The organism is Castellaniella daejeonensis (assembly GCF_039523555.1).
GTDB lineage: Bacteria > Pseudomonadota > Gammaproteobacteria > Burkholderiales > Burkholderiaceae_B > Castellaniella > Castellaniella daejeonensis.
This window is the reverse complement of record NZ_BAAAFN010000015.1, coordinates 797,155-819,411: the sequence shown is the minus strand read 5'-3', so window position 1 is coordinate 819,411 and position 22,257 is coordinate 797,155. Positions and strand designations below refer to the sequence as shown.

Annotated in this window: 21 protein-coding genes; 5 read left to right on the top strand and 16 right to left on the bottom strand. The window is 67.0% G+C overall.

The features are described 5' to 3' along the window. Positions 1-19: 19 nt before the first annotated feature. The 7 genes from ABD022_RS13515 to dppD form a co-directional block, all read right to left on the bottom strand. Positions 20-724 (bottom strand): ABC transporter ATP-binding protein, encoded by a 705-nt coding sequence (locus ABD022_RS13515; RefSeq protein WP_325127431.1) that lies wholly within the window; start codon positions 722-724, stop codon positions 20-22. Then, positions 711-2,516 (bottom strand): branched-chain amino acid ABC transporter ATP-binding protein/permease, encoded by a 1,806-nt coding sequence (locus tag ABD022_RS13510; protein WP_325127429.1) that lies wholly within the window; start codon positions 2,514-2,516, stop codon positions 711-713. The genes ABD022_RS13515 and ABD022_RS13510 overlap by 14 nt, the downstream gene beginning before the upstream one ends. An 80-nt stretch (positions 2,517-2,596) precedes the next feature. Next, the gene (locus ABD022_RS13505; RefSeq protein WP_325127427.1) at positions 2,597-3,463 is read right to left on the bottom strand and encodes a branched-chain amino acid ABC transporter permease; all 867 of its coding nucleotides are present in this window, start codon (positions 3,461-3,463) and stop codon (positions 2,597-2,599) included. Positions 3,464-3,550: 87 nt separating this feature from the next. After that, positions 3,551-4,912, bottom strand: a complete 1,362-nt coding sequence (locus tag ABD022_RS13500; protein WP_325127425.1) for a substrate-binding protein — start codon at positions 4,910-4,912, stop codon at positions 3,551-3,553. Between the two features lie 458 nt (positions 4,913-5,370). Next, positions 5,371-5,775, bottom strand: a complete 405-nt coding sequence (locus ABD022_RS13495) for an HIT family protein (protein ID WP_325127423.1) — start codon at positions 5,773-5,775, stop codon at positions 5,371-5,373. Between the two features lie 77 nt (positions 5,776-5,852). Then, complete coding sequence (locus tag ABD022_RS13490; protein ID WP_343821752.1) at positions 5,853-6,866, bottom strand: peptide ABC transporter ATP-binding protein; 1,014 nt, start codon at positions 6,864-6,866, stop codon at positions 5,853-5,855. Next, complete coding sequence (dppD, locus tag ABD022_RS13485; RefSeq protein WP_325127420.1) at positions 6,863-7,858, bottom strand: dipeptide ABC transporter ATP-binding protein; 996 nt, start codon at positions 7,856-7,858, stop codon at positions 6,863-6,865. Before dppD ends, ABD022_RS13490 begins: the two co-directional genes overlap by 4 nt. Here dppD and ABD022_RS13480 point away from each other — a divergent pair. Then, positions 7,857-7,979: a hypothetical protein gene (locus ABD022_RS13480; protein ID WP_343821750.1), complete on the top strand. Its 123-nt coding sequence runs from the start codon at positions 7,857-7,859 to the stop codon at positions 7,977-7,979. The two genes, dppD and ABD022_RS13480, sit on opposite strands and share 2 nt — an antisense overlap. A gap of 7 nt (positions 7,980-7,986) precedes the next feature. Here the strand turns inward: ABD022_RS13480 and dppC are convergent, their stop codons facing one another. The 7 genes from dppC to ABD022_RS13445 form a co-directional block, all read right to left on the bottom strand. Continuing rightward, positions 7,987-8,880, bottom strand: a complete 894-nt coding sequence (gene dppC, locus ABD022_RS13475; protein WP_343821748.1) for a dipeptide ABC transporter permease DppC — start codon at positions 8,878-8,880, stop codon at positions 7,987-7,989. Position 8,881: 1 nt separating this feature from the next. Next, positions 8,882-9,910, bottom strand: a complete 1,029-nt coding sequence (gene dppB / locus ABD022_RS13470; protein WP_325127418.1) for a dipeptide ABC transporter permease DppB — start codon at positions 9,908-9,910, stop codon at positions 8,882-8,884. Positions 9,911-10,017: 107 nt separating this feature from the next. Beyond that, the gene (locus ABD022_RS13465; protein ID WP_414647490.1) at positions 10,018-11,616 is read right to left on the bottom strand and encodes an ABC transporter substrate-binding protein; all 1,599 of its coding nucleotides are present in this window, start codon (positions 11,614-11,616) and stop codon (positions 10,018-10,020) included. Positions 11,617-11,803: 187 nt separating this feature from the next. Continuing rightward, positions 11,804-13,249, bottom strand: a complete 1,446-nt coding sequence (locus tag ABD022_RS13460) for a YdgA family protein (protein ID WP_343821746.1) — start codon at positions 13,247-13,249, stop codon at positions 11,804-11,806. Beyond that, the gene (locus ABD022_RS13455; protein WP_325127415.1) at positions 13,246-14,139 is read right to left on the bottom strand and encodes an NAD(P)-dependent oxidoreductase; all 894 of its coding nucleotides are present in this window, start codon (positions 14,137-14,139) and stop codon (positions 13,246-13,248) included. Before ABD022_RS13455 ends, ABD022_RS13460 begins: the two co-directional genes overlap by 4 nt. Before the next feature lie 2 nt (positions 14,140-14,141). Continuing rightward, the gene (ispH, locus tag ABD022_RS13450) at positions 14,142-15,110 is read right to left on the bottom strand and encodes a 4-hydroxy-3-methylbut-2-enyl diphosphate reductase (RefSeq protein ID WP_343821745.1); all 969 of its coding nucleotides are present in this window, start codon (positions 15,108-15,110) and stop codon (positions 14,142-14,144) included. Positions 15,111-15,124: 14 nt separating this feature from the next. Further along, positions 15,125-15,595, bottom strand: a complete 471-nt coding sequence (locus ABD022_RS13445; RefSeq protein ID WP_325127411.1) for an FKBP-type peptidyl-prolyl cis-trans isomerase — start codon at positions 15,593-15,595, stop codon at positions 15,125-15,127. Between the two features lie 50 nt (positions 15,596-15,645). Between ABD022_RS13445 and radC the strand changes: the two genes are divergently transcribed. From radC to ABD022_RS13425, 4 genes are all read left to right on the top strand, one after another. Further along, a complete protein-coding gene (gene radC, locus ABD022_RS13440; RefSeq protein ID WP_343821743.1) occupies positions 15,646-16,323 on the top strand; it encodes a RadC family protein in 678 nt (225 codons plus the stop codon). A 233-nt stretch (positions 16,324-16,556) separates the two neighbouring features. After that, positions 16,557-16,817: a type B 50S ribosomal protein L31 gene (locus ABD022_RS13435; protein ID WP_325127407.1), complete on the top strand. Its 261-nt coding sequence runs from the start codon at positions 16,557-16,559 to the stop codon at positions 16,815-16,817. 96 nt (positions 16,818-16,913) lie between these two features. Beyond that, positions 16,914-18,659, top strand: coding sequence for an ArnT family glycosyltransferase (locus ABD022_RS13430; RefSeq protein ID WP_343821824.1), 1,746 nt, complete (start codon positions 16,914-16,916; stop codon positions 18,657-18,659). A 49-nt stretch (positions 18,660-18,708) separates the two neighbouring features. After that, complete coding sequence (locus tag ABD022_RS13425) at positions 18,709-20,115, top strand: MATE family efflux transporter (protein WP_325127405.1); 1,407 nt, start codon at positions 18,709-18,711, stop codon at positions 20,113-20,115. A gap of 42 nt (positions 20,116-20,157) precedes the next feature. On the opposite strand, the gene ABD022_RS13420 is transcribed toward ABD022_RS13425, so the two are convergent. After that, positions 20,158-21,393 (bottom strand): quaternary amine ABC transporter ATP-binding protein, encoded by a 1,236-nt coding sequence (locus tag ABD022_RS13420; RefSeq protein WP_343821741.1) that lies wholly within the window; start codon positions 21,391-21,393, stop codon positions 20,158-20,160. A 1-nt stretch (position 21,394) separates the two neighbouring features. After that, positions 21,395-22,249 carry an ABC transporter permease gene (locus tag ABD022_RS13415; protein ID WP_343821739.1) on the bottom strand — a complete coding sequence of 285 codons (855 nt, stop codon included), beginning with the start codon at positions 22,247-22,249 and terminating at the stop codon, positions 21,395-21,397. Positions 22,250-22,257 lie beyond the last annotated feature (8 nt).

Genomic DNA, 22,257 nt, shown 5'->3' with positions numbered 1-22,257 from the left:
GGACCGGACACGGATACGGTCAGGCCTTGACGCCGAGATAGCGTTCGATGATCTCACCGTTTTCGTGCAGGTCCTTGGGCGTACCCTCGTACACCACATGGCCGTTGTTGACGATGTAGGCGCGGTCGGCCAGCGACAGCGCGGCACGCACGTTCTGTTCCACGATCACGATCGTCTGGCCGGCATCCGCCAGCTGGCGGCACACGGACAGCAGATCGCGCACGATCAGGGGGGCCAGCCCCTCGAAGGGTTCGTCCAGCAGGATGATGTCGGCGTTGCGGATCATGGCCCGCGCGATCGCCAGCATCTGCTGCTCGCCCCCGGACAACTGCTTGCCCCGGTTGCGCTTGCGTTCGGCCAGACGCGGGAAGGTCGCGTAGATCTCATCCAGCGACCTGGGCTTGGCTGCCGTCATGGCTGCCAGCTGCAGGTTTTCCTGGACCGAGATCGAACCGAACACACGGCGTTCCTCGGGCACCAGCTGGATGCCCAGCGCCGCGCGCCCATAGGGCGGCAGGTGCTGGATCTCCACGCCCCGGTGGCGGATCGCCCCGGACTTGACCTCGACCATGCCCATCAGGGACTTCATCGTGGTGCTCTTGCCGGCCCCGTTGCGGCCCAGCAGGGCCACGACTTCGTGTTCCTCGATCCGCATCGAGACGTCGAAGAGGATGTGCGAATCACCGTAATAGCTGTTGATCTTGTCGACTTCAAGCAGACTCATCGTCCATCCCTCCGAGGTAGGCAGCCTGGACCGACGGATCCCGGCGGATTTCGTCCGGCGTGCCTTCGGCCAGTTTGCGGCCTTCATACAGTACCGTAATGCGTTCGGCCAGCTCGAACATGGCGTCCATGTCGTGCTCGACGATCACCATGCTGCGGCCCTGGCGGATCGACTTGAGCAGCGCCACCACCATGACGCGCTCCTCGGGGCCAAGGCCTGCCAGGGGCTCGTCGAACAGCAGCACGTTGGCGCCCGTGGCCAGCGCCAGGCCGATTTCCAGGCGCCGCTTCTCGCCGTAGGACATTTCCGAAACCTGCGTATCGGCGTGGTGGGTGAGCTCCACCAGGGCGATGGCCGCATTGACCTGGGAATCCAGGTGCTCGGAATGCAGGTTGCTCAGCAGGTCGCCGCGGAAACGCCCGCGCAGCCGCGCCAGGACCGGAATCATGACGTTCTGGCGCACGGTCAGGTGTTCGAAGAGCTGGTTGATCTGGTAGCTCTTGCTCATGCCCAGCTGGCAGACGGAAGTCACGCCGATGCCGGTGATTTCCTGGCCGCGGAAGAAGACCTTGCCCGTGGTCGTGGGCAGTTCGCCCGCAAGCATGGCGAAGAACGTGGACTTGCCGGCGCCGTTCGGCCCGATCACGCCGTGCAGTTCGCCTTCGCGCAGGGTGAAGTCGATGTCGGAATTGGCCTTCAGGCCGCCGTAGTGCTTGCTGACGCCACGCGCTTCCAGGACGGGGGCGCCGGGACGGGTCGTGGACAGGGGCGGCACGATGTCCAGGGAACCGGCCACCCGCGTGCTGGCCGTGTCGTCGATGTCGGCCGGCAGGCTGCGACGGCGGCGGAACAGGCTGATCAGCGCCCCCGCCACGCCATGGCGGAACACCGTCACCAGGATCACGAAGACCACGCCCAGGATCAGCTTCCAGTAGGGCCCCAGGTTGCCCACCTGCTGCAGGCCCTCGTAGAGATAGAGCCAGATGGTGGCGCCCAGCAGCGGGCCCAGCAGCGTGCCGGCCCCGCCCATCACGGTCTGGATGACCAGCTGGGCCGAGGTGTCCAGCGCGAAGGCGTCGGGCGGCATGTAGGACTGGAACAGGCCCAGCAGGCCGCCGGCCAGGCCGCCGTAGGCGGCGGCAACGACGAACACGATCAGCTTGTAGGTCTGGATCGAATGCCCCAGCGCCGTGGCGCGCTTGGGATTGCCCCGGATGGCCTTGAGCACGGCGCCGAACGGCGAGCGCACGATGCGCCGGGCGATCAGGTAGCCCAGGAAGAAGATCACCGCCACGAACCAGTACATGGGCCAGCCGCTGGAGATGTGGATGTCGATGAAGCCCAGGGACAATTCCGGAGGCGGCACGCCGGCGATGCCGTTTTCACCGCCGGTGTAGTCCTTGAAGACCGAGTTCTCCATGAAATAGAACATCTCGCCGAAGGCCAGCGTGCTCATGGCGAAATAGATGCCGGTGCGCCGCAGGGTGAGATAGCCGATGACCAGGCCCATGACGGCAGCCGCCACCGTGCCGATGACCAGCGCCACCAGCATGTTGGGCACCACCCCGTCGGTCAGCAGATAGGCCGTGACGAAGCCGCCCGTGCCGTAGAAGGCGGCCTGGCCGAAGGACAGCAGGCCGGTGTAGCCGAACAGCAGGTCGAAACCCAGGCCGAACAGGCCCCAGATCAGGATGCGAGTGAGCAGGTCCGGGCTCATGCCCAGGGCCGGCAGGACAAAAGGTGCCGCCAGCAGGCCCAGTCCCACCAGCATTTCCGGAAGTTTTCTGCGCATGGCGCCTCCCGTGTCGTGAGAGGCCGGCTGCCGTGCAGCAGCCCCGGTGCCGGCCGTTGCCGTCGTCGATTGAGCCGAGTTCATTCCCGTCCCTCCTGTCCCATCAGGCCCTGCGGTCGGAAGATCAGTACCAGCGCCATGGCGATGAACAACATCACGTCCGAATACTGCGGATTGATCATTGAAGTCAGGCTGAGGATCTCGCCGGCGATGATGCCGCCGATGATGGCCCCCGGGAAGGAGCCCACCCCGCCGATCACCACCACCACGAAAGAATCAACCAGGTAGCGGAAGCCCATGTCCGGCGTGAGCGCGACGATGGGCGAATTGATCACCCCCGCGAAGCCGGCCGCCATGGCGCCGATGCCGAACACCAGCAGGAAAGTGCGCTTGACGTTGATGCCCAGCGCGTTGACCATCTGGGCGTCCTCGATGCCGGCGCGCACGATCAGCCCCAGACTGGTGCGGTACAGCACGAAATACAGCAGCAGCAGCGTGGCCGCGGCGATGCCCAGGGTTTCCAGCCGGTACAGCGGATAGATCAGGGTGCCCAGGCGGGCGACCCCCTGGCCCCATTCGGGCGGCGTGACCGACAGGCTGACGCCGCCGTACAGGCCGCGCACGATCTCGACCAGGATGATGCTGATGCCGAAGGTGACCAGGATCTGGTCTTCCGGCGGACGGCTATAGTATTTGCGCATCAGGCCGCGTTCCATGACCAGCCCGCACGCCAGTGCGACCGCCGAACCTCCGGCGACCGCCAGCACGAAGGAATCCGTCAGACCATAGACGGTATACCCTGCGTAGCCCCCCACGACGAACAGAGCGCCGTGAGCAAAATTGATGACGCCGAGCGTGCCGTAAATGATCGTCAGGCCCGTACTGATGAGCGCCAGCAACAGGCCGGTGGCCAGCCCGTTGAATAGCTGCGAGAGAAACAAAGACATGCTCGGCATCGAGTTGCCTCCTGTGAAAGTCCCCGAACTTGTTTCCGGCCATCCCCCGGAAGCGGGGGAATGGCCGGAAACAGTCACTTAGACGTAATCGCCCATCTTGCAGCCCAGCAGGCCGACCGGGGGCAGAACATCCTTGCCGCTGACGACCTGGACGACCTCGAAGAAATCCTCGGGGTTCTTCATGTCGGCAGGCTTCTTGCCGCGCAGGATCGGGAAGTCGACGATGCCCTGGTGGTCATCGGCACGGAACGTGACCTTGCCCACCGGGCTGTCGCGCAGTTCGCCGGCTTCCAGGGCCTTGACCACGTCGACCGGGTAGAAGCTCTTGGCGCGCTCGACCGCGTCGGCCCACAGGACCAGGGCCAGGTAGGCGTACATGGCCGAGTCACGCGGCTTGCTGCCGTACTTCTTCTCGTAGGCTTCGACGAAGTCCTTGGCGACGGGATTGTGGTCTTCCATGGTCCACCAGAAGCCCTGCGCGGCATAGACGCCCTGCATCACGTCGGCGCCGACTTCCTTCTCCAGGTAAGCGGACATGTAGGGGATGACGATCTTCATCTTGTCGAGCAGGCCGAACTGCTTGGCCTGCTTGATGGCGTTGGCCGCATCCGCGCCGTAGGCCACCACCACCAGGACGTCGGCATCGGTGTTGGCGATGTTGATGAGATAGGAGCTGTAGTCCTTGGCGCCCAGCGGGTGGACCTGGTTGGTGACCGTCTTCCAGCCTTCCTTCTCGGTGAATTCCTTCATCGATTGGGTGGTGGTGTGACCGTAGGTGTAGTCCGGCGTCAGGTAGGCGGCCTTGCGGTCCTTGCCGAGTTCCTTGGCGACCACGGGGGCGATGGCCTTGCAGGCCATGTAGGCGAAATAGCACAGGCGGAAGCCGTAGCGCTGGCAATCCACCCCGGTCGTTTCGTTGGAACCCGAGATGGCCGTGAAGTACGGAGTGTGCTCGCGGTTGCAGACTTTCTGCAGCGCGATGGCCACCGCGCTGCTGGTGCTGCCGGCGATCATCATGGCCTTGTTGTCATGGATGAAGCGGGTCGCCGCCTGCACGCCGGTGTTGGGCTTGGTTTCGGCGTCGGCCGAACCCAGCACCAGCTTCTTGCCCAGTATGCCCTTCTTGAGGAGAGGGGAGATCTTCTGGACCTGGGGAGCCCCGGCGTTGATCTGCTCTGCAGCCAGCTCGTAGCCGTTTTTCTGCTCCGCCCCCTGGGCCGAATAGGGACCGGTCAGGTCGACGGTCAGGCCGACGAACACGGAGTCGCCTTCGGCGCCGGCGGGCCAGGCCCCCAGAGGCTTCTTGTCATCGGCCAGCGCAACCCGGGCGGTACCGGGCAGCAGCATGCCGCCCGCCACGCCCGCCGCGCCTGCCTTCAGCACGGAACGGCGCTTGACCTGCGTCTGCATGGCTTGGCCCAAAGTCTTTTTATCCTTCATTGGTTTGTCTCCTGTCGAGTGGCCCCGGGCACCGGATGCGCCCGGCTGAAACACAGTAATTCCAGCAAAACCCCGCGATTTATTTTTATGTGGAACAGCTTTGTTTTTATTGCTGCAGCCAATTCCGGGCCGGGTTTATTGAGGACCGAAATTCTGCGTGATGCTATTAGTAAAATTTGAAACTTACGCAAAACTTACGCTAATCGGACATGGATTGATGGGGACAGGACACCCCCTGGATAACACCCTGAGGCTTCAGGCGGAAATGCATCCCATCTATTTGATTAAACGGGACAATTTATTTGAACGTTAAATGATGCGCCGCAATATAATCAGGGTTTTCGCTTAAGGGTAAACAGCAGTTATGGCTTACCCTTAATATTGCGGCGCACAATGAAAAACGAGGCCCGCAGGCCTCGTTGATTCAAGCTCAAAATATCTGGACCGATATGCCGGATTCAAGTCAGGCGGATACGCGCGGCATATTCCCGCAGGACTTCGATGCCGGGATCCTTGCGCGGCCAGATCAGGCCCACGCCGTCGTTCTCGTAGCGCGGCAGGACATGGATGTGGGCGTGCGGCACGGTCTGCCACCCCGCCGGACGATTCGCCTGCAGCAGCGTCAGGCCTTCGGGCCGGAAGGCATCCTGGACGGCGCGCGCCACGCGGTGGGCCAGGCGCATCAGCTCGGCCGCCAGGTCTTCGTCCATGTCGAGCAAGGTGGCATGGGGCTCGCAAGTCGCCACCAGCACATGGCCCGGGTTCAACTGCCCGGCGTCCATGAAGGCAAAGACACGGGTGTCCCTGTGGACGATGGCGGCCGGGATTTCGCCGGCCAGGATGCGTGTGAAGACGGTTTCCATGAAGGTCGCGCTCCGGTGGGGCCCGCCGCCGGGCCGGGATTCGGTCCGGCCACGGTAGCACATCAACCGCGCAAAGCCTACGGCGCCGAAGCGCCGAGGTCCTGTTCGACGGCAAAGCAGGCCACCTGCCGCCCGCCCTGCTGCATCAGGGCCGGCAGGCGCTGGCTGCACACCGGCATGACCCGGTGGCAGCGGGAGCTGAAAGGACAGCCCGGCGGAGGATCGAGCGGGCTGGGCAGCTCGCCCGACAGTTTGATGCGTTCGCGCCGGGCGGCCTCGTTCAGCCGCGGTGTGGCCGACAGCAGTGCCTGGGTATAGGGATGCAGGGGCCGGCCGAAGATCGCTTCCTTGGTGCCCTGCTCCACCACCCGGCCCAGGTACATGACCATGACTTCGTCGGCCAGGTGCTCGACGACCGACAGATCATGGGAAATGAACACATAGGACAGGCCCAGATCCCGCTGCAGGTCCTGCATCAGGTTCAGCACCTGGGCACGCACCGACACATCCAGCGCGGAAACGGCCTCGTCGGCGACGAGTATCTCGGGATCCAGCATCAGGCCCCGCGCAATGGCGATGCGCTGGCGCTGGCCCCCGGAGAACATGTGCGGATAGCGGCTGTAGTGTTCGGGCCTGAGCCCGACCCGCGCCATCATGGCCTGGCCGCGCTCCCGGCGCTCGCGGGCATCCAGCCGGGTATTGATCAGCAGGGGCTCTTCCAGGATGTCGCCGATGCGCTTGCGCGGATTGAGCGAGGCATAGGGATTCTGGAAGATGATCTGGATCTTGCGGCGGCGCAGCTTTGCCAGGGCCGGATCGGCCTGGGACACGTCCTGCCCCCGGTACAGCAGCTGGCCGGCGCTCGGCGGCTCGATCATGGTCAGCACCCGGGCCAGCGTGGATTTGCCGCAACCCGATTCACCGACCACCGCCAGCGTGCGGCCGGCCTGCAGGCTGAAGGACACCCCGTCCAGGGCCTTGACGGTCTTCGCGGGCTTGAGAAAGCCGCCATCCACGGCGTAATGGCGCTTGAGGTCGATGGCCTGCAGCACCGGTTCGCCGGCGGCGGCTTTTTCCTGTTCTGTCGTCATGCGGGAATCTCCTGCGCGGCGCGCACCGGCTGGCCGGCGTCGTCCAGCGGGGTATGGCATTTGACCTGCCTGTCCTGCGGCCCGGCCAGTTCCGGCTCGCGCAGGCGGCATGCATCGGTGGCATAGGGGCAGCGCGGGCTGAGCAGGCAGCCCTGTGGCCGGTCATAGCGCCCCGGGACCACGCCCGGCAGCGACACCAGGCGCTCGGCGCCCCGGGAAAATTCCGGCAGCGCCCGCAGCAACGCCTGGGTATAGGGATGGCGCGGGTGGCGGAAGATCTCTGCCGCCGGTCCCGATTCCACCAGCTGGCCGGCGTACATGACCAGGATGCGGTCGGCGGCCTCGGCCACCAGGGCCAGGTCGTGTGTGATCAGCACCAGGCCCAGCCCCTCGCTGCGCTGCAGGGACAGCAGCAGGTCCATGATCTGGGCCTGGATGGTCACGTCCAGGGCCGTGGTCGGCTCGTCGGCGATCAGCAGACGCGGCTTGCAGGCGATCGCCATGGCGATCATGACGCGCTGGCTCATGCCGCCCGACAGCTGGTGCGGATAGGCCCGCAGGCGTGATTCGGGGTCGGGGATACCCACCTGCTCCAGCAGCTCGATCACCCGGGACCGCAGCGCGCGCCGCGAACCGCCGCCGTGGGCGCGCAAGGCCTCGGTGATCTGGTATTCCACCGTATAGCAGGGGTTCAGGCTGGTCATCGGATCCTGGAAGATCATCGAGACTTCGGAGCCGATCAGCGTGCGGCGCTGCTTTTCCGGCATGCGCAGCAGGTCCTGGCCATCGAAGCGCAGTGCATCGGCCCGCACCCGGCCCGGGAAATCGATCAGCCCCATCAGGGCCAGGGAGCTGACGGATTTCCCCGAACCCGATTCCCCGACCAGGCCGACCACCTCGCCGGCCTCGACGTGATAGCTGATGCGGTCCACGGCCTTGAAGGGCGCGGATTCCTCGCCGAAATGCACGGACAGATTCCGGACTTCAAGCATGTTCCGTTCCTTGAAAATGATGCAGATGATGCGCACGATCGCGCGCATCGGCCCGCGCCCCGCGCCGGGCGCCTCGTTCAGCCGGATTCCTCATGGCTTCGCGACTCCTTGGTTAGCGTGAGCGTGCCCTAGACTTTCAGGCGCGGATCGAGGGCGTCGCGCAGTCCGTCGCCCATCAGGTTGAAGGCCAGCACCGCCAGCAGGATGGCCAGGCCCGGAAAGGTCACGACCCACCAGGCGCTCTGGGCAAACTGCAGTACGTTGGCCAGCATGGTGCCCCATTCGGGAGTGGGCGGCTGTGCGCCCATGCCCAGGAAGCCCAGTGCGGCCATGTCCAGGATGGCGTTGGAAAAGCCCAGGGACGCCTGCACGATGAGCGGCGCCAGGCAGTTGGGCAGGATGTTGACGAACATCTGCCGCCAGGCGCCCGCCCCGACCACGCGCGAGGCGATCACGTAGTCGCAGGTCATCTCGCGCAGCACGGCCGCGCGCGTCAGGCGCACGTAGTGCGGCAACGCCACGAAACTGAGCGCCAGGGACGCATTGACGATCGAGGGGCCGAAGATGGCCACCAGCACCAGCGCCATCAGCAGGCTGGGCAGGGCGAGCATGATGTCCACCAGGCGCATGATGGCGATGTCGACGATGCCGCCCGCATAACCGGCAATGACCCCGAAGAAGATGCCCAGCACCAGCGATACGCTGACCACCAGGAACCCGACCAGCAGCGACAGCCGCGCACCATGGATCAGGCGCGACAGGATGTCGCGGCCCACGTCGTCGGTGCCCAGCACGAAGCGCCAGGAACCGCCGTCGAGCCAGGCGGGCGGCTGCAGCAGGGCGTCGCGATACTGCATGGACGGGTCGTGCGGCGCGACCAGCCCCGCGAAGACTGCGATCAGCAGCATGGCCACGATGTAGTACAGCCCGATCAGCGCGCCGCGGTTGCGGCGGAAATCCTGCCAGAAAGACTTGAACGGCCCCGGCGGCGCCGGGATGGCCGTGGTTGCGGTCGTGTTCATGTCAGTTCCTCCCCCGGCGGTGACGGATGCGGGGATCGGCCAGCCCGTACAGGATATCGACGCACATGTTGACGATGATGATAAGGGTGGCGACCATCAGCACGCCGCCCTGGACGACCGGATAGTCGCGCTGCTCCAGCCCGTAGATCAGCCAGCGCCCGACCCCCGGCCAGGAAAAGATGGTTTCGGTCAGGATTGCACCGACCATGAGCACGCCGACCTGCAGCCCGATCACCGTCAGGACCGGCAGCAGGGCGTTGCGCAGGGCGTGCACCACGACCACGCGCAGGCGCGACAGGCCCTTGGCCCGCGCGGTGCGGATGTAGTCCTCGTTCAGGACCTCCAGCATCGAGGACCGCGTCATGCGCACGATCACCGCCAGCGGGATCGTGCCCAGCACGAAGGCCGGCAGCATGATGTGATGCAGGGCATCCAGGAAATTGCCCTCTTCGCCGAACAGCAGCGTATCGATCAGCATGAAGCCGGTCAGCGGGTTGTCGGGATCCAGGAACACCGCGGCGCTGACGCGGCCGGAAACCGGCATCAGGTCCAGCTGCACCGAGACCAGCATGATCAGCATCAGCCCCCACCAGAATACCGGCATGGAATACCCCGTCAGGGCGGCGGTGATGGCGGCATGGTCGAACAGCGAGCCGCGCTTGACCGCGGCCAGCACCCCGACGGGGATGCCGATCGCCAGCGCGATCGCCATGGCGACGATGCTCAGTTCCAGCGTGGCCTGGAAACGGGGCACGAACTCGGACCAGATCGGCTCACGGGTGGTCAGCGAGGTTCCCAGGTCGCCATGCAGCACGTTCCAGATGTAATGGCCGTACTGCGTCCACAGCGGCTGGTCCAGGCCCAGCTGGGCCATCATGGCCGCGTGGCGCTCGGGAGACAGGCCGCGCTCGCCCGCCATGATCATCACCGGATCGCCGGGAATCAGGTGGATGAACGCAAAGGTCAGCAGCGTGATGCCGATGAACGTCGGGATGGCCAGGCCGACGCGTTTGAGGATGAAGGAAAGCATGAGGCGCGAACGTCCCTTCGGAAGGAGGGATCAGGGGAAATGGCGCCCGCGCCCCGGCGCCGCCTGCGGGGCAGGCGCGGGACGCGAGGCGCGGGTCGGCGGCGTGATTACTTGCCGATGCTGACGTGGTCGAAGATGTGGCGGCCCACGGGCGACACGGTGTAGCCCTTGACCTCTTTGCGCAGGGGCTCGAACACGGTGGAGTGCGCGATCATGACGGCCGGAGCCTGTTCATGCATCACCACCTGGGCCTGCTTGTACAGCTCCACGCGCTTGGCGTGATCCGACGTGGCGCGCGCCGGCTGGATCAGGTCCTCGAAGGGCTTGTAGCACCAGCGGGAATAATTGGAGCCGTCCTTGGCCGCGTCGCAGCTGAACAGCGTCGCCAGGAAGTTGTCCGGATCGCCGTTGTCGCCCGTCCAGCCGATCAGCATGGTCTGATGCTCGCCGGCCTTGGTGCGCTTCAGGTATTCGCCCCATTCGTAAGTGACGATCTTGGCCTTGACGCCGATCTTGGCCCAGTCGGACTGGATCATCTCGGCCATGCGCCGCGCGTTGGGATTGTACGGGCGCTGCACCGGCATGGCCCACAGATCGGTCTCGAAGCCGTCCGCATAGCCGGCCTCGGCCAGCAGGGCCTTGGCCTTGGCCACATCGTGCGGCCAATCCTGGACGGCATCGTTGTAGCTCCACATCGTGGGCGGCAGCAGGTTCTTGGCCGGCTGGCCCGCGCCCTGGAAGACGGCGGCGATGATGGCGGGCTTGTCGATCGCCATGGACAGCGCCTGACGCACACGCACGTCGGTGAAGGGCTTCTTCTCGGTGTTGAACGACAGGTAGCCGACATTCAGGCCGGCCTGCTCCAGCAACTGGACGTTCTGGTCCTTGCGCATCGAATCCAGATCGGCCGGGTTCGGATACGGCATGGACTGGCATTCGTTCTTCTGCAGCTTGGCGTAGCGCACCGAGGCGTCGGGCGTGATGGCGAACACCAGGCGATCGACCTTGGGCTGGTCGCCCCAGTAGTCCTTGAACGCCTTGTACAGGATGCGCGCGTCTTTCTGGTAGGTGACGAACTCGAAGGGCCCGGTGCCGATGGGATCGGTGTCGACCTTGGTCGGGGTGCCCGCCTTCATCATGGCGTCAGCGTATTCGGCCGACTGTATGGAAGCGAAGTCCATGCCCAGGTTGGCGATGAACGGGGCTTCGGGACGGTTCAGGACGAAGCGGACGGTATGGTCGTCGACCTTTTCGATGCGGTCGATGAGCTTGCCCATGCCCATGCCCTCGAAGTACTGGTAGGCGCCGTTCGAGACCTTGTGGTAGGGGTGGTTGGCGTCCTTCTGGCGCAGGAACGAGAACAGCACGTCGTCGGCGTTGAAGTCGCGGCTGGGCTTGAAGAGTTTGCTGGAGTGGAATTTCACGCCCTTGCGCAGATGGAAGGTGTAGATCTTGCCGTCTTCGCTGACGTCCCAGGATTCGGCCAGGCCGGGCACGGTTTCGGTGGTGCCGGCCTTGAATTCGACCAGGCGGTCGAAGACGGGGTGGGTCGCGTCGTTGGTCGTGCCCGCCGTGAAGAACGCGGCGTTGAAGCCTTCGGGTGAACCTTCGGAACAGTAGACGTAGGTCGTGGTGGCGGCCTGCGCACTCGCCATGGCCATGGACACCAGGGCCAGGCCCAGCGTCCGCTTGAAGATCTTGTTCATCGTTACCTCTTTGAGTGTGACCACGAGTGGGCGTAAAAACTCGATGGCAGGGTTGTATTGCTTCTCTGCTCTAAATTTTTTGAAACATAGCACAGAAAACCCAACACACTCCAGGGTCTGGGCATCAAGGATTACCCGAGTCGGGATCCGCGCAATTTTCGCGAAACGCCGCCCCGGGCTGCCTGGTTCATTCGCCCAGGCTCTCTCCCATGCCTGCCAGCCCGCCGAACAGCGCGGCGAACTCGTCCGGCGACAGGGCCCGGCCATTGGCCGCGACCTGGCCGTCGGCATAGCGGAAATCGGCCGTGAGGGTATCGCCCTGGCGCTGCACCAGGCCCTGCCGTTCCAGCCGGCCGGTGTACTGGTCGAACAGCATGCTGACCAGCGCCACGGTCATGTCGGGGCTGCCTTCTCCCTGCTGCGTCTGGCGCACGACCTGCAGCAGCATGGGTTTGGAAAGGCTCAGATGCGCCGACAATTGCCGGATGCCGCTTTCGATCAGCCCGCCCAGGTCCGCGGGGGCGTCTTCGGGCGCCGGCCGGAACTCGGCCAGAGCCTTGAGCTCGCTCGTGCCCTGGGGCGTTTCCCAGCGCAGGGCATCGAGCGACAGGCGCGGACCGGCCGCCAGGATCGGCACGGCCAGGGCGCGCAACCGCTGCTGGTCCTGTTCGGACAGGCCCTCGTCGGATTCGGCCGTGCCGCTCAACCGCTCCAGTTCGCTGCTCAGGGCCTGCAGCCCCGGCACATCCAGGTGCTCGGCGGTCAGGGCCAGCGTGATCCGGCCCAGGTCCTGGCGGTCGACCTGAAGTTGGCCCAGGTCGTAGGAAAGGCGGCTGTCCAGCAGACTGCCCGTGCGGGCGGAATCGGAACGCAGCGACGGGCCCACGAATGCCACCTGGGGCGCATCGGGCACGTCGAGATGGATGCGTCCGAACCTGGCCTGCTGGCGGGATTGCAGGTCGGTCTCGCCGCTGCGGGTCGTGCGGCCGTCGAAATCCAGGCCTTCGAACCGCACCCGGACCCCGGAATCGGCATCGAACGCGGCCAGTTGGTCGGCGTGCCCGGATACGGTGGCCTCGCGCGTGCGGGGATCGTAGTCGATCTGTGCCTCGCCGCCGCTGAAATCCAGCCGGTCGCCGGCCAGCCGGACCGGCTGCAGGCGCCAGACCGCCGCGACACGCCCGTCGAAACCGATCCTGGACTGCAGCGTCCAGGGTGCCTGGCCGGCCGGCTGCGCATCGAACCAGGGCTGCCACAACGCGCCCGGCAAGGGTTCGATCAGGCTCAGGGCGGCGATGGGCCGCCATTCGCCCTGGCGCACGGCGGCCCACGGCCAGGGACCGTGCGCCAGGGCGTCATGCAGGCCCAGGTTCTGGTCCCGGCCTTCGTCGTCGCGGAACTGGAAGACGTAGCGGACGTCCGAGGAAAACACCCCGCGCCGGTATTCCTGGATCGACAGGACGGGATGCGGGTCGGGAGACGACCACTGAGCGGCGATTTCCTGGTTGGCCTGCGCCACCCAGGCCTCGATGCGTTCCTGCGCCAGGCGACCGGCATACCAGGAAGAACCCGTGTAAGCGAGTGCCAGGACGGCCGCCAGGCCGGCTGCGGTCTTCAGGGAACGTCGGGTCATGGGGAATCTACTCCGTCGGTGCGCCCGGAGGCGCGGTCATGCAACCGGATCAGTTGCGCGGCGTCTTCTGCCCCCAGGCCCCGGCGGCTGGCCAGGCGGTAGCTTTGCCCGGCTGCGGTGGCCACCGGCATGGCGGTCCCCTGGGCGCGCGCCAGCGCGGCCACGGTATCCAGGTCCTTGAGCATGGTGTCCAGGGTGGCCTGCGCGGGCCCGGGCGCCTGGGTCATGCGCGGCACGAAGATCTGCAGCAGCGTGGAATCGGCCCAGCCGCCCGCCAGGGCTTCGGCCAGGCGGGCCGCATCGACGCCGGCATCCCGCGCCAGGGCGATGGATTCGGCGATGGCGGCGACCGTGGTGGTGACGATGGTCTGGTTGCAGAGCTTGGCCACCTGGCCGCTGCCCACCGGCCCCATGTGGGTCACGCGGCTGGCATAGGCCATGAGCAGCGGCGTCGCCCGGGCGCAGACATCGGCCGGGCCGCCCGCCATGATGGCCAGGGTGCCCGCCGCGGCGCCGCCGGTGCCGCCGGACACCGGCGCATCCAGCCAGACGGCGCCGTTGGCCCGGGCAAGCCGCCCGGAAAATTCACGGGTCTCGTCCGGCGGGATCGAGGAATGATCGATCAGCAATTCCAGCGTCGCGGCCTGCGCCAGGCCGTCGGGGCCGAACACCACGTCACGCACCGCCGCCGCGTCGAACAGGCACAGTGCGACCCAGGCACACCGCTCGCCCAGCTCGCGCGGGCTGGCGCCGACCCGGGCCCCGGCCGCCTGGATATCGCGCAGGGGGCCGGGCGAGCGGTTCCACACATGGACCTCGTGCCCGGCCTGCAACAGCCGCCGCACCATGGGCACGCCCATGCGGCCCAGGCCACAGAATCCGATCTTCATGGTCATTCCACCCGTTTGCGGGACAGTTCGCGCGGCAGGGGAAAGGCGACCTGCTCGCGCACCCCGTCCAGGGGGCGCACGGAACGCGCGCCCAGTTCTTTCAGGCGGTCGATCACCTGCCGCACCAGGACTTCAGGCGCGGAAGCCCCGGCAGTCACGCCGACGCGCCGGGCGTCGCGCAGCCATTCGGGATCGATCATGCCGGGATCGTCGATCAGGTAGGCGGTCACGCCCTTGCGCTCGGCCACTTCGCGCAGCCGGTTGGAATTGGAACTGTTCGGACTGCCGACCACCAGCACCAGATCGCATTGGGGCGCCATGACGCGCACGGCATCCTGGCGATTCTGCGTGGCGTAGCAGATGTCGCTTTTCTTGGGCTCGGCGATCCCGGGAAAGCGCGCGCGCAAGGCGGCCGCCACCTGGGCGGCATCGTCGATGGACAGCGTGGTCTGGGTCACGAAGGCAAGCCGGTCCGGATCACGGACCTGGAGGGCCTGGACGTCTTCCACCGACTCGACCAGATACATGCCGTCGTCGGCCTGGCCCAGCGTGCCCTCGACTTCGGGGTGCCCCCGGTGGCCGATCATGATGACCTCGCGGCCTTCCTTGCGCATGCGGGCGACCTCGACGTGGACCTTGGTGACCAGCGGACACGTGGCGTCGAAGATGCGCTGACCGCGCTGTTCGGCCTCGGCGCGGACGGCGCGCGAGACGCCGTGCGCCGAGAAGATCACGATCGCGCCTGCGGGGGCGTCTTCGAGTTCGTCGATGAAGACGGCGCCCTTGGCGCGCAGGTCTTCGACCACGTAGCGGTTGTGCACGATTTCGTGGCGCACGTAGATCGGCGCCCCGTGGATTTCCAGTGCGCGCTCGACGATCTCGATGGCCCGGTCCACGCCGGCGCAGAAACCGCGCGGCTGTGCCAGGACGATCTCGGCGCCGGCAGCCTCGCCACCGGACAGCGCAGGCATGGAGCGGTCCTCGATCACAGCACCCCCAGGATCTTGACTTCGACCTGCAGGTCGATGCCCGCCAGGGGATGGTTGAAGTCGAACAGGGCCGCGTCGTCCCGCAGGGTCTTGAGCACGCCGGAATAGCGGCCGCCGTTGGGTGCCACGAATTCGACCATGTCGCCCGCCTCGAATTCGGTGTCGGGCGGCGCGTTGCGCGCCATTTCGTCGCGCCCGACCCAGCGCAGCAGTTCGGGGTTGCGTTCGCCGTAGGCCTGGGCGGCCGGCAGGTCGGCGGTGAAGTGCTCGCCTTCTGCGCGTTCCAGCAGCAGGGCCTCGATGCCCGGCGCCCATTGGCCGATGCCCATCTGCAGGGTGGCGGGCCGATCCAGGAAGGTGTCGACGAAGACGGTGCCGGCGCCGGGGCCCGTCAGCAGTTCGATGCGGTAGTGCAGCGTGACGTAAGAGTCCGGCCGGACATGCTGCGCGGCTTGAGTTGAGGTCAAAATGCCCCCGTGAAGGATTCAATGCAAACCCCTACATTCTAGAGCCTAACATGCCGCAAGACACCCGATCCCCCTGTTCCGAGCGTCCCAGGGAACGCCTGCTGCGGCACGGCGCGCAGGCGCTGACGTCGGCCGAGCTGCTGGCGGTCCTGCTGCGCACCGGCACGCGCGGCCGCGACGCCGTCGAGATGGGGCGCCGGATGATCGAGCATTTCGGCGGTCTGCGCCGCCTGCTGGCGGCGGATTCCTCGGCGCTGCTGGCCTTTCCCGGCATGGGCGCGGCCAAGACCTGCGAGTTGCTGGCGGTCCAGGAACTCAGCCGCCGCGCTGTCGAGGAACCGCTGCGCAGCGGCCGCGCCCTGAACCAGCCCGGCCGGGTCAAGCAGTTCTGCGCCCTGCGCCTGGCCCACCTGCGGGTGGAGCATTGCATCGCCCTTTTCCTGGACAGCCAGCTGCAGCTGATCGAATGCGCCGAGGTCGCGCGCGGCACGCTGGCGCATGCCTCGGTCTACCCGCGCGAGGTCGTGAAAGCCGCGCTCGGGCACCATGCCGCCGCCCTGATCCTGGCCCATAACCACCCGTCGGGCCTGGCCGAACCCAGTCCGGCCGACATCGCCCTGACGCGCCAGCTGAAGCAGGCCCTGGCCCTGGTCGACATCCAGCTGCTGGACCACCTGATCGTCGGCGCCACCGAGGTCACGTCCCTGGCGGAACGGGGCCAGGTCTGAACGGGACCAGATCTGAACGTGCCCCGGGCAGGGATCGGGGGCGTCCCGGCCGGCCGCCGCGGTTCGCCCGGCATGACGACCACGCCCCTGGACCTTCGTTCTTTCGCGTAGTAGAATGGTGGGCTTATCTTGGATACGTTGCCAGGATTTTGATGCGAGCCATCTTCTTTTGGCAGAGGCATTTCGCGTCCATCCGGCTGGCGGTCCCCTATCATCTACCCACGGATTCCATCATGAAAGAAGGCATTCATCCCGAGTACCGCGAGGTCGTGTTCCTCGACCTGCAGACCGGCAACAAGTTCATCTCGCGTTCCGCGCTGAATTCGCGCGAAACCACCGAGATCGACGGCAAGACCTACCCGCTCTTCAAGTGCGACGTCACCTCGGAATCGCATCCCTTCTACACCGGCGCCCAGACCCGCATCGTCGAAACCGGCCGCGTGGAAAAGTTCCGCGCCCGTTTCGCCCGCACCGCCGGCACGGTCAAGAAGTAAGCGCAGCGTGCAGTTCCAAAAGGCAGCCGTCCGGCTGCCTTTTTCATTTAACATGGGCGCATTCATCCGCCCCTTTTTTCTGGTGCTTCCCCGGTGCTGTCCCAAGATCTGCGATCGACACCCGCCCGCCTGACGGCCACGGCCGCCGCCAAGCTGCCCAGGCCGTTCCTGCTGTGCGTCGGCCTGGTCTACATCCTGGCGGGCCTGTTCTATCGCGACCCCTGGAAGACCGACGACGTCACCGGCCTGGCCACCATGCTCACGGCCCTGTCGGGCCAGGACCATGCCTGGCTGCTGCCCCAGGTCGGCCACCTGGCGCAAGCCCAGGACGGGCCGCTGGCCACCTGGGTCGGCGCCCTCTCCATCTGGGCGCTGCGCCCCCTGTTCGAGCTTTTCTTCAGCCCCCTGGACGCCGCCATCATCGCATCGCGCGTGCCCAACCTGCTGTGGTTCGCCCTGCTTACCGGCTCGATCTGGTACGGCACCTACCTGCTGGGCCGGCGTCCGGAATCCCAGCCGCTGGCCCTGCCTTTCGGCGGCGAACCCAACCCGCGCGACTACGGCCGGATGCTGGCCGATGCCGCCCTGCTGCTGATCGTGGCCACGATCGGCATCGTCTGGCGCATGCACGAAACGTCCGAAGTGCCCGCCGTGATCGCCTGCCAGGCCCTGGCCTTCTATGCCGTGGCCCGCATGCTCGACCATCCGGTCTCGGGCGCCGCCACCCTGGGCGTGGCCGTGGGGCTGTCGTTCCTGGCGCGCGGCTGGCTGGGCTGCCTGCCGCTGATCCTGGCCGTGCCCCTGATCTTCCTGCCCGGCCGAGCCCTGGCGGCCGAACGGAGATGGCTGGCCGTCAGCGCCCTGATCGCGATCACGCTGATCCTGCTCTGGTGGATTCCCGCCCGGGCCTTCGGTCCCTACTGGACCGAAAGCTGGCTACTCTGGACGCGCAATGCCTTCGACTGGCCCGGCGCCCGCGCCTGGGGCAGCATCCTGCGCGACCTGCCCTGGTTCCTCTGGCCGACCTGGCCGCTGGCCCTGCTGGCGCTGTGGCGCTGGCGCGGCTGGTTCCGCGCCCCGCACATCGGCATCCCGCTGGGCTTCGCCGTGGGGGCGCTGCTGATCCTGCTGGCCAGTGCCGACCCCTTCGAACCCGAATACAGCACCCTGGCCGTGCCCTGCGCCGTCCTGGCGGCCTTCGCCCTGCCGACCCTGCGGCGCGGCGTGATCAATACCCTGGACTGGTTCGCGGTGATGTGCTTTTCACTGACGGCCGCCACCGTGTGGCTGGGTTGGGTGGCCCTGCAGGCCGGCTGGCCCGCCCAGATCGCCGCCAACATCACCCGCCAGACCCGGGGCTTCGACCCCCACGTCGCCTGGCCCGCCACGGTCTTCGCCGTCCTCGGCACCCTGGCCTGGATCGCCCTGGTGCGCTGGCGCCTGCGCAGCCATCCGGCCGGCCTGTGGCGCGGCACGGCGCTCTCGGCCGGGGGCCTGATCACCACCTGGCTGCTGCTGGCCACACTGTGGATGCCCGCGCTCGACTACGCGCGCAGCTACCGCGACGTCTCGGCATCCCTGGCATCGGCCCTGGCACAGCACCGCCAGCCCGGCGAATGCATCCGCACCCAGGGCCTGGGCAGCGGCCAGCGTGCCTCGTTCCTGGTATTCAACGGCATCGAGTTCAGCTTCGACGACGACTGCCCGCTGCTGCTGCAGCAGGTCAGCCCCCGCAGCCTGCAATCGGGCCAGGCCTGGCTGGCGGACCATCCCGCCCTCTGGGAAGGCCGCCGCGAACCCGACCGCCACGAGATGTTCCGCCTGCTGCGCCTGAAGCCCTAGGATTCAGCCCCCAAGCCCCGGCATTCCGTTGAACCAACCCGCCCCTTCCATGACCGACGCCCCACCCGCCGGCCGGCCGGCCGCCGCCCCCTGGCGCACCATCCTGCGGCAATCCTGGCCCATCCTGGTCAGCTCCTGGGCCGGCATCGTCTTCGCCGTCCTGGACACGGCCATGGTGGGCCACGCCAGCGCCGCCGATCTCCAGGCGATGTCGCTCGGCGCCTCGATCTACATCACGATCTTCGTCGGCCTGATGGGCGTGGTGCATGCCCTGATCCCGATCATTGCCCAGCACTTCGGGGCCGGGCGACTGGAAGAAGCCGGCAGGGCCTGGGGCCAGGGCATCTGGCTGGCCCTAACCCTGTCCGCACTGGGCGGCGCCTGCCTGCTGTTTCCCGACGCCTGGCTCAGCCTGTCCGGCGATGTCGAACCCGAAGTGCGCCGGCGGGTGGCCGGCTATCTGGTCGCCCTGGCGCTGGCCCTGCCTTCGGCGCTGCTGTTCCGCACGATTTACGCCACATCGACGGCCATCTCGCAGACCCGCGAGGTGATGGCGATCAATGTCGGCAGCATCGCCTTCAAGCTGCTGTTCAACGTATGGTTCATCTTCGGCGGCCTGGGCCTGCCCGCGATGGGCGCGGTGGGCGCTGGCATCGCCACCCTGGTGGTGGACTGGATGATGCTCGCGGCCGGGCTGTGGATGATCCGCCACCGGCAGGCCTTCCGGGCCCTGTCCCTGCGGCTGGGATGGCCGCGCTGGGCCGACCAGAAAGAGCTGCTGCGCCTGGGGCTGCCCATGGGCGGATCCTACCTGATCGAGGTCTGCGCCTTCAGTTTCATGGCGCTGCTGATTGCCCGCGACGGCCTGTACGTCAGCGGCGCCCAGCAGATCCTGGCGAACCTGGTCGCCCTGGCCTACATGCTGCCCATGTCCCTGAGCCTGGCCACCGCCTCGCTCACGGCGCAGGCCGTGGGCGCGCGCGATCCGGCCCTGGCCCGGCGCACGGGATTGAACGGTATCGGGCTCGCGGCCCTGGGCGCCCTGCTCACCGGCGCCATCCTGATCGCCGGACGGGAAGCCATCGTGCGCGCCTACACCGACGAGATCCAGGTGGCCGCCATCGCCCTGACCTTGCTGCAGATCGCGCCCTGGTTCCATTTCTGGGACGCCATGCACTGCATCGGCGCCTATATCCTGCGCGCCTACAAGATCGCCATGGTGCCGCTCATCCTGCAGGTCACCGCGCTGACGGGGCTGGGACTGGTGGGCGGCTGGTGGCTGGGCTACGGCCCCGCGGCCGGATCCCTTGCTCCCGTTGCGCACCGGCTGATGCCGGGCGCACCGGTCGGGGCCGCGACCATGTGGATCATGGCGATGTTCGGGCTGCTGCTGTCGGCCCTGATGCTGTTTGCCTGGTACGGCCGCGTGTTGCGCCAGCAGGCGCGAGGCGCCTGAACCGGCGCGCAGCCGAACCGGGCGGCGACTGTCGCCCGGCGATCAGGCGGCCTGCCCCGATTCGACGGGTGCCGGTTCTCCCGACGCCGCGTCCGGGCCCGGGGCCGTTGCCGTGGTCACCAGTTCCACCACCTTGCTGCGCGACAACACGCCGATGAACTCGCCCTGCTCGCCCGTCACGGCCAGCGGCTCGGGCGTGCGCAGCAGGCGCGCCAGGACTTCGTCCAGCCCGGCCGAGGCCGGCACGGAAGCCATGTCGCTGAGATGGCGGGAGATGTCGCGCGCCCCCGCCTGCGCGGCGCGCTGCGCATCGTCCCGCATCAGCACGCCCGCCAGGCGCTTGCCGTCCAGCACGGCGGCGTAGTCGTAATCCCGCGCGGCCAGGCGCTCCAGCGCATGCGCCGGATGGGTGCGCATGGTCAGCGTCAGGGGACGTTCGTTGCAGGCGTGGGACGCGTTCAGGACCTTGCCCCGGTTGACGTCCTGCAGGAAGGACTCGATGTAGTCGTTGGCAGGCGACAGCAGGATGTCCTCGGGCGTGCCCTCCTGGATCAGCTCGCCGTCCTTCAGGATGGCGATCCGGTTTCCCAGGCGCAGGGCTTCGTCCAGATCGTGGGTGATGAAGACGATGGTCTTGTTCAGCTTCGCCTGCAGGGCCAGCAACTGATCCTGCATCTCGTGGCGGATGAGCGGATCCAGGGCGGAGAACGCTTCGTCCATCAGCAGGATCTCGGCGTCCGTGGCCAGCGCCCGGGCCAGGCCCACGCGCTGCTGCATGCCGCCGGAAAGCTGATGGGGATACTGGGCCTCGAACCCGGACAGGCCGACCTGCTCCAGCCAATGGCGCGCGCGCTCCTCGCGCTCGGCCCGGCGCACGCCCTGCACCGCCAGCCCGTAGGCGGCGTTGTCCAGCACCGTGCGGTGCGGCAGCAGGCCGAAACGCTGGAACACCATGCTCATCTTGCTCTGGCGAAAACGTTCCAGTTCGCGCGGCTTCAGGCTGACCACGTCCACGCCGTCGACCAGGATCTGCCCGGCGCTGGGCTCGATCAGGCGGTTGAAATGCCGGATCAAAGTCGACTTGCCCGATCCCGACAGGCCCATGATCACATGGATGTGGCCTTCCTCGATGGACAGGCTGATATCGCGCAGGCCCAGCGTGTGGCCGCTGCGTTCGAGCAGGGCTTCCTTGGAGATGCCTTCGCGGGCGGCGGCCAGCCAGCGGTCGGGGTGCGGCCCGAAGATCTTGTAGATGTTGCGGACTTCGATCTTGTTCATGTCAGTTCCCCCGCACCTGCCAGCGCTTGCCGAACCGCTGGGTGATGCGGTCGAAGATGATGGCCAGGACCACGATCCCCAGTCCGGCCAGCAGACCGCGTCCGACCTGCAGGCGATTGATGCCCTGCAGGACCTCGTAGCCCAGCCCGCGCACGCCGATCATGGAAGCGATCACCACCATGGCCAGCGCCATCATGGTGGTCTGGTTGATGCCCGCCATGATGTTGGGCAGCGCCAGCGGCAGCTGCACGCCGAAGAGCTGGCGGCTGCGGCTGGCCCCGAAGGCGCGCGAGGCCTCGAGCACTTCCGCGTCCACCAGGCGGATGCCCAGGTCGGTGAGCCGGATGACGGGCGGCACGGCATAGATCACCGTGGCGAACAGCGCCGCCAGCTTGCCCAGGTTGAACAGCATGACCACCGGGATCAGGTAGACGAAGCTGGGCATGGTCTGCATGACGTCCAGGACCGGCAGCATCGCGGCGCGCACCCAGCGGAAGCTGGCCATGGCAATCCCCACGGGAATGCCGATCAGCACCGAGAACGCCACCGCCACGATCATCAGCGACAGCGTCTGCATGGCGGCCTCCCAGAGACCTATGGCCCCCACCAGGCACAGCAGCGCGCCCATGGCCAGGCTGAAGCGCCAGGCCCGGCTGCCCAGCCAGGCCAGGCCCACGATGACGGCCACGATGGCCCACCACGGCGAATGCCGCAGCAGGTTGTCGGACCAGATCAGCAGGTCCAGCAGGGGCTGGGTCAGCGCCCGCAGCACGTCGGAATACTGCGTCACCAGCCCATTGACGAACTCGTCGATGGGCCGCTGCAGATCCCGGGCTGCAATCAATTCGGGAAACATGCGGGCCT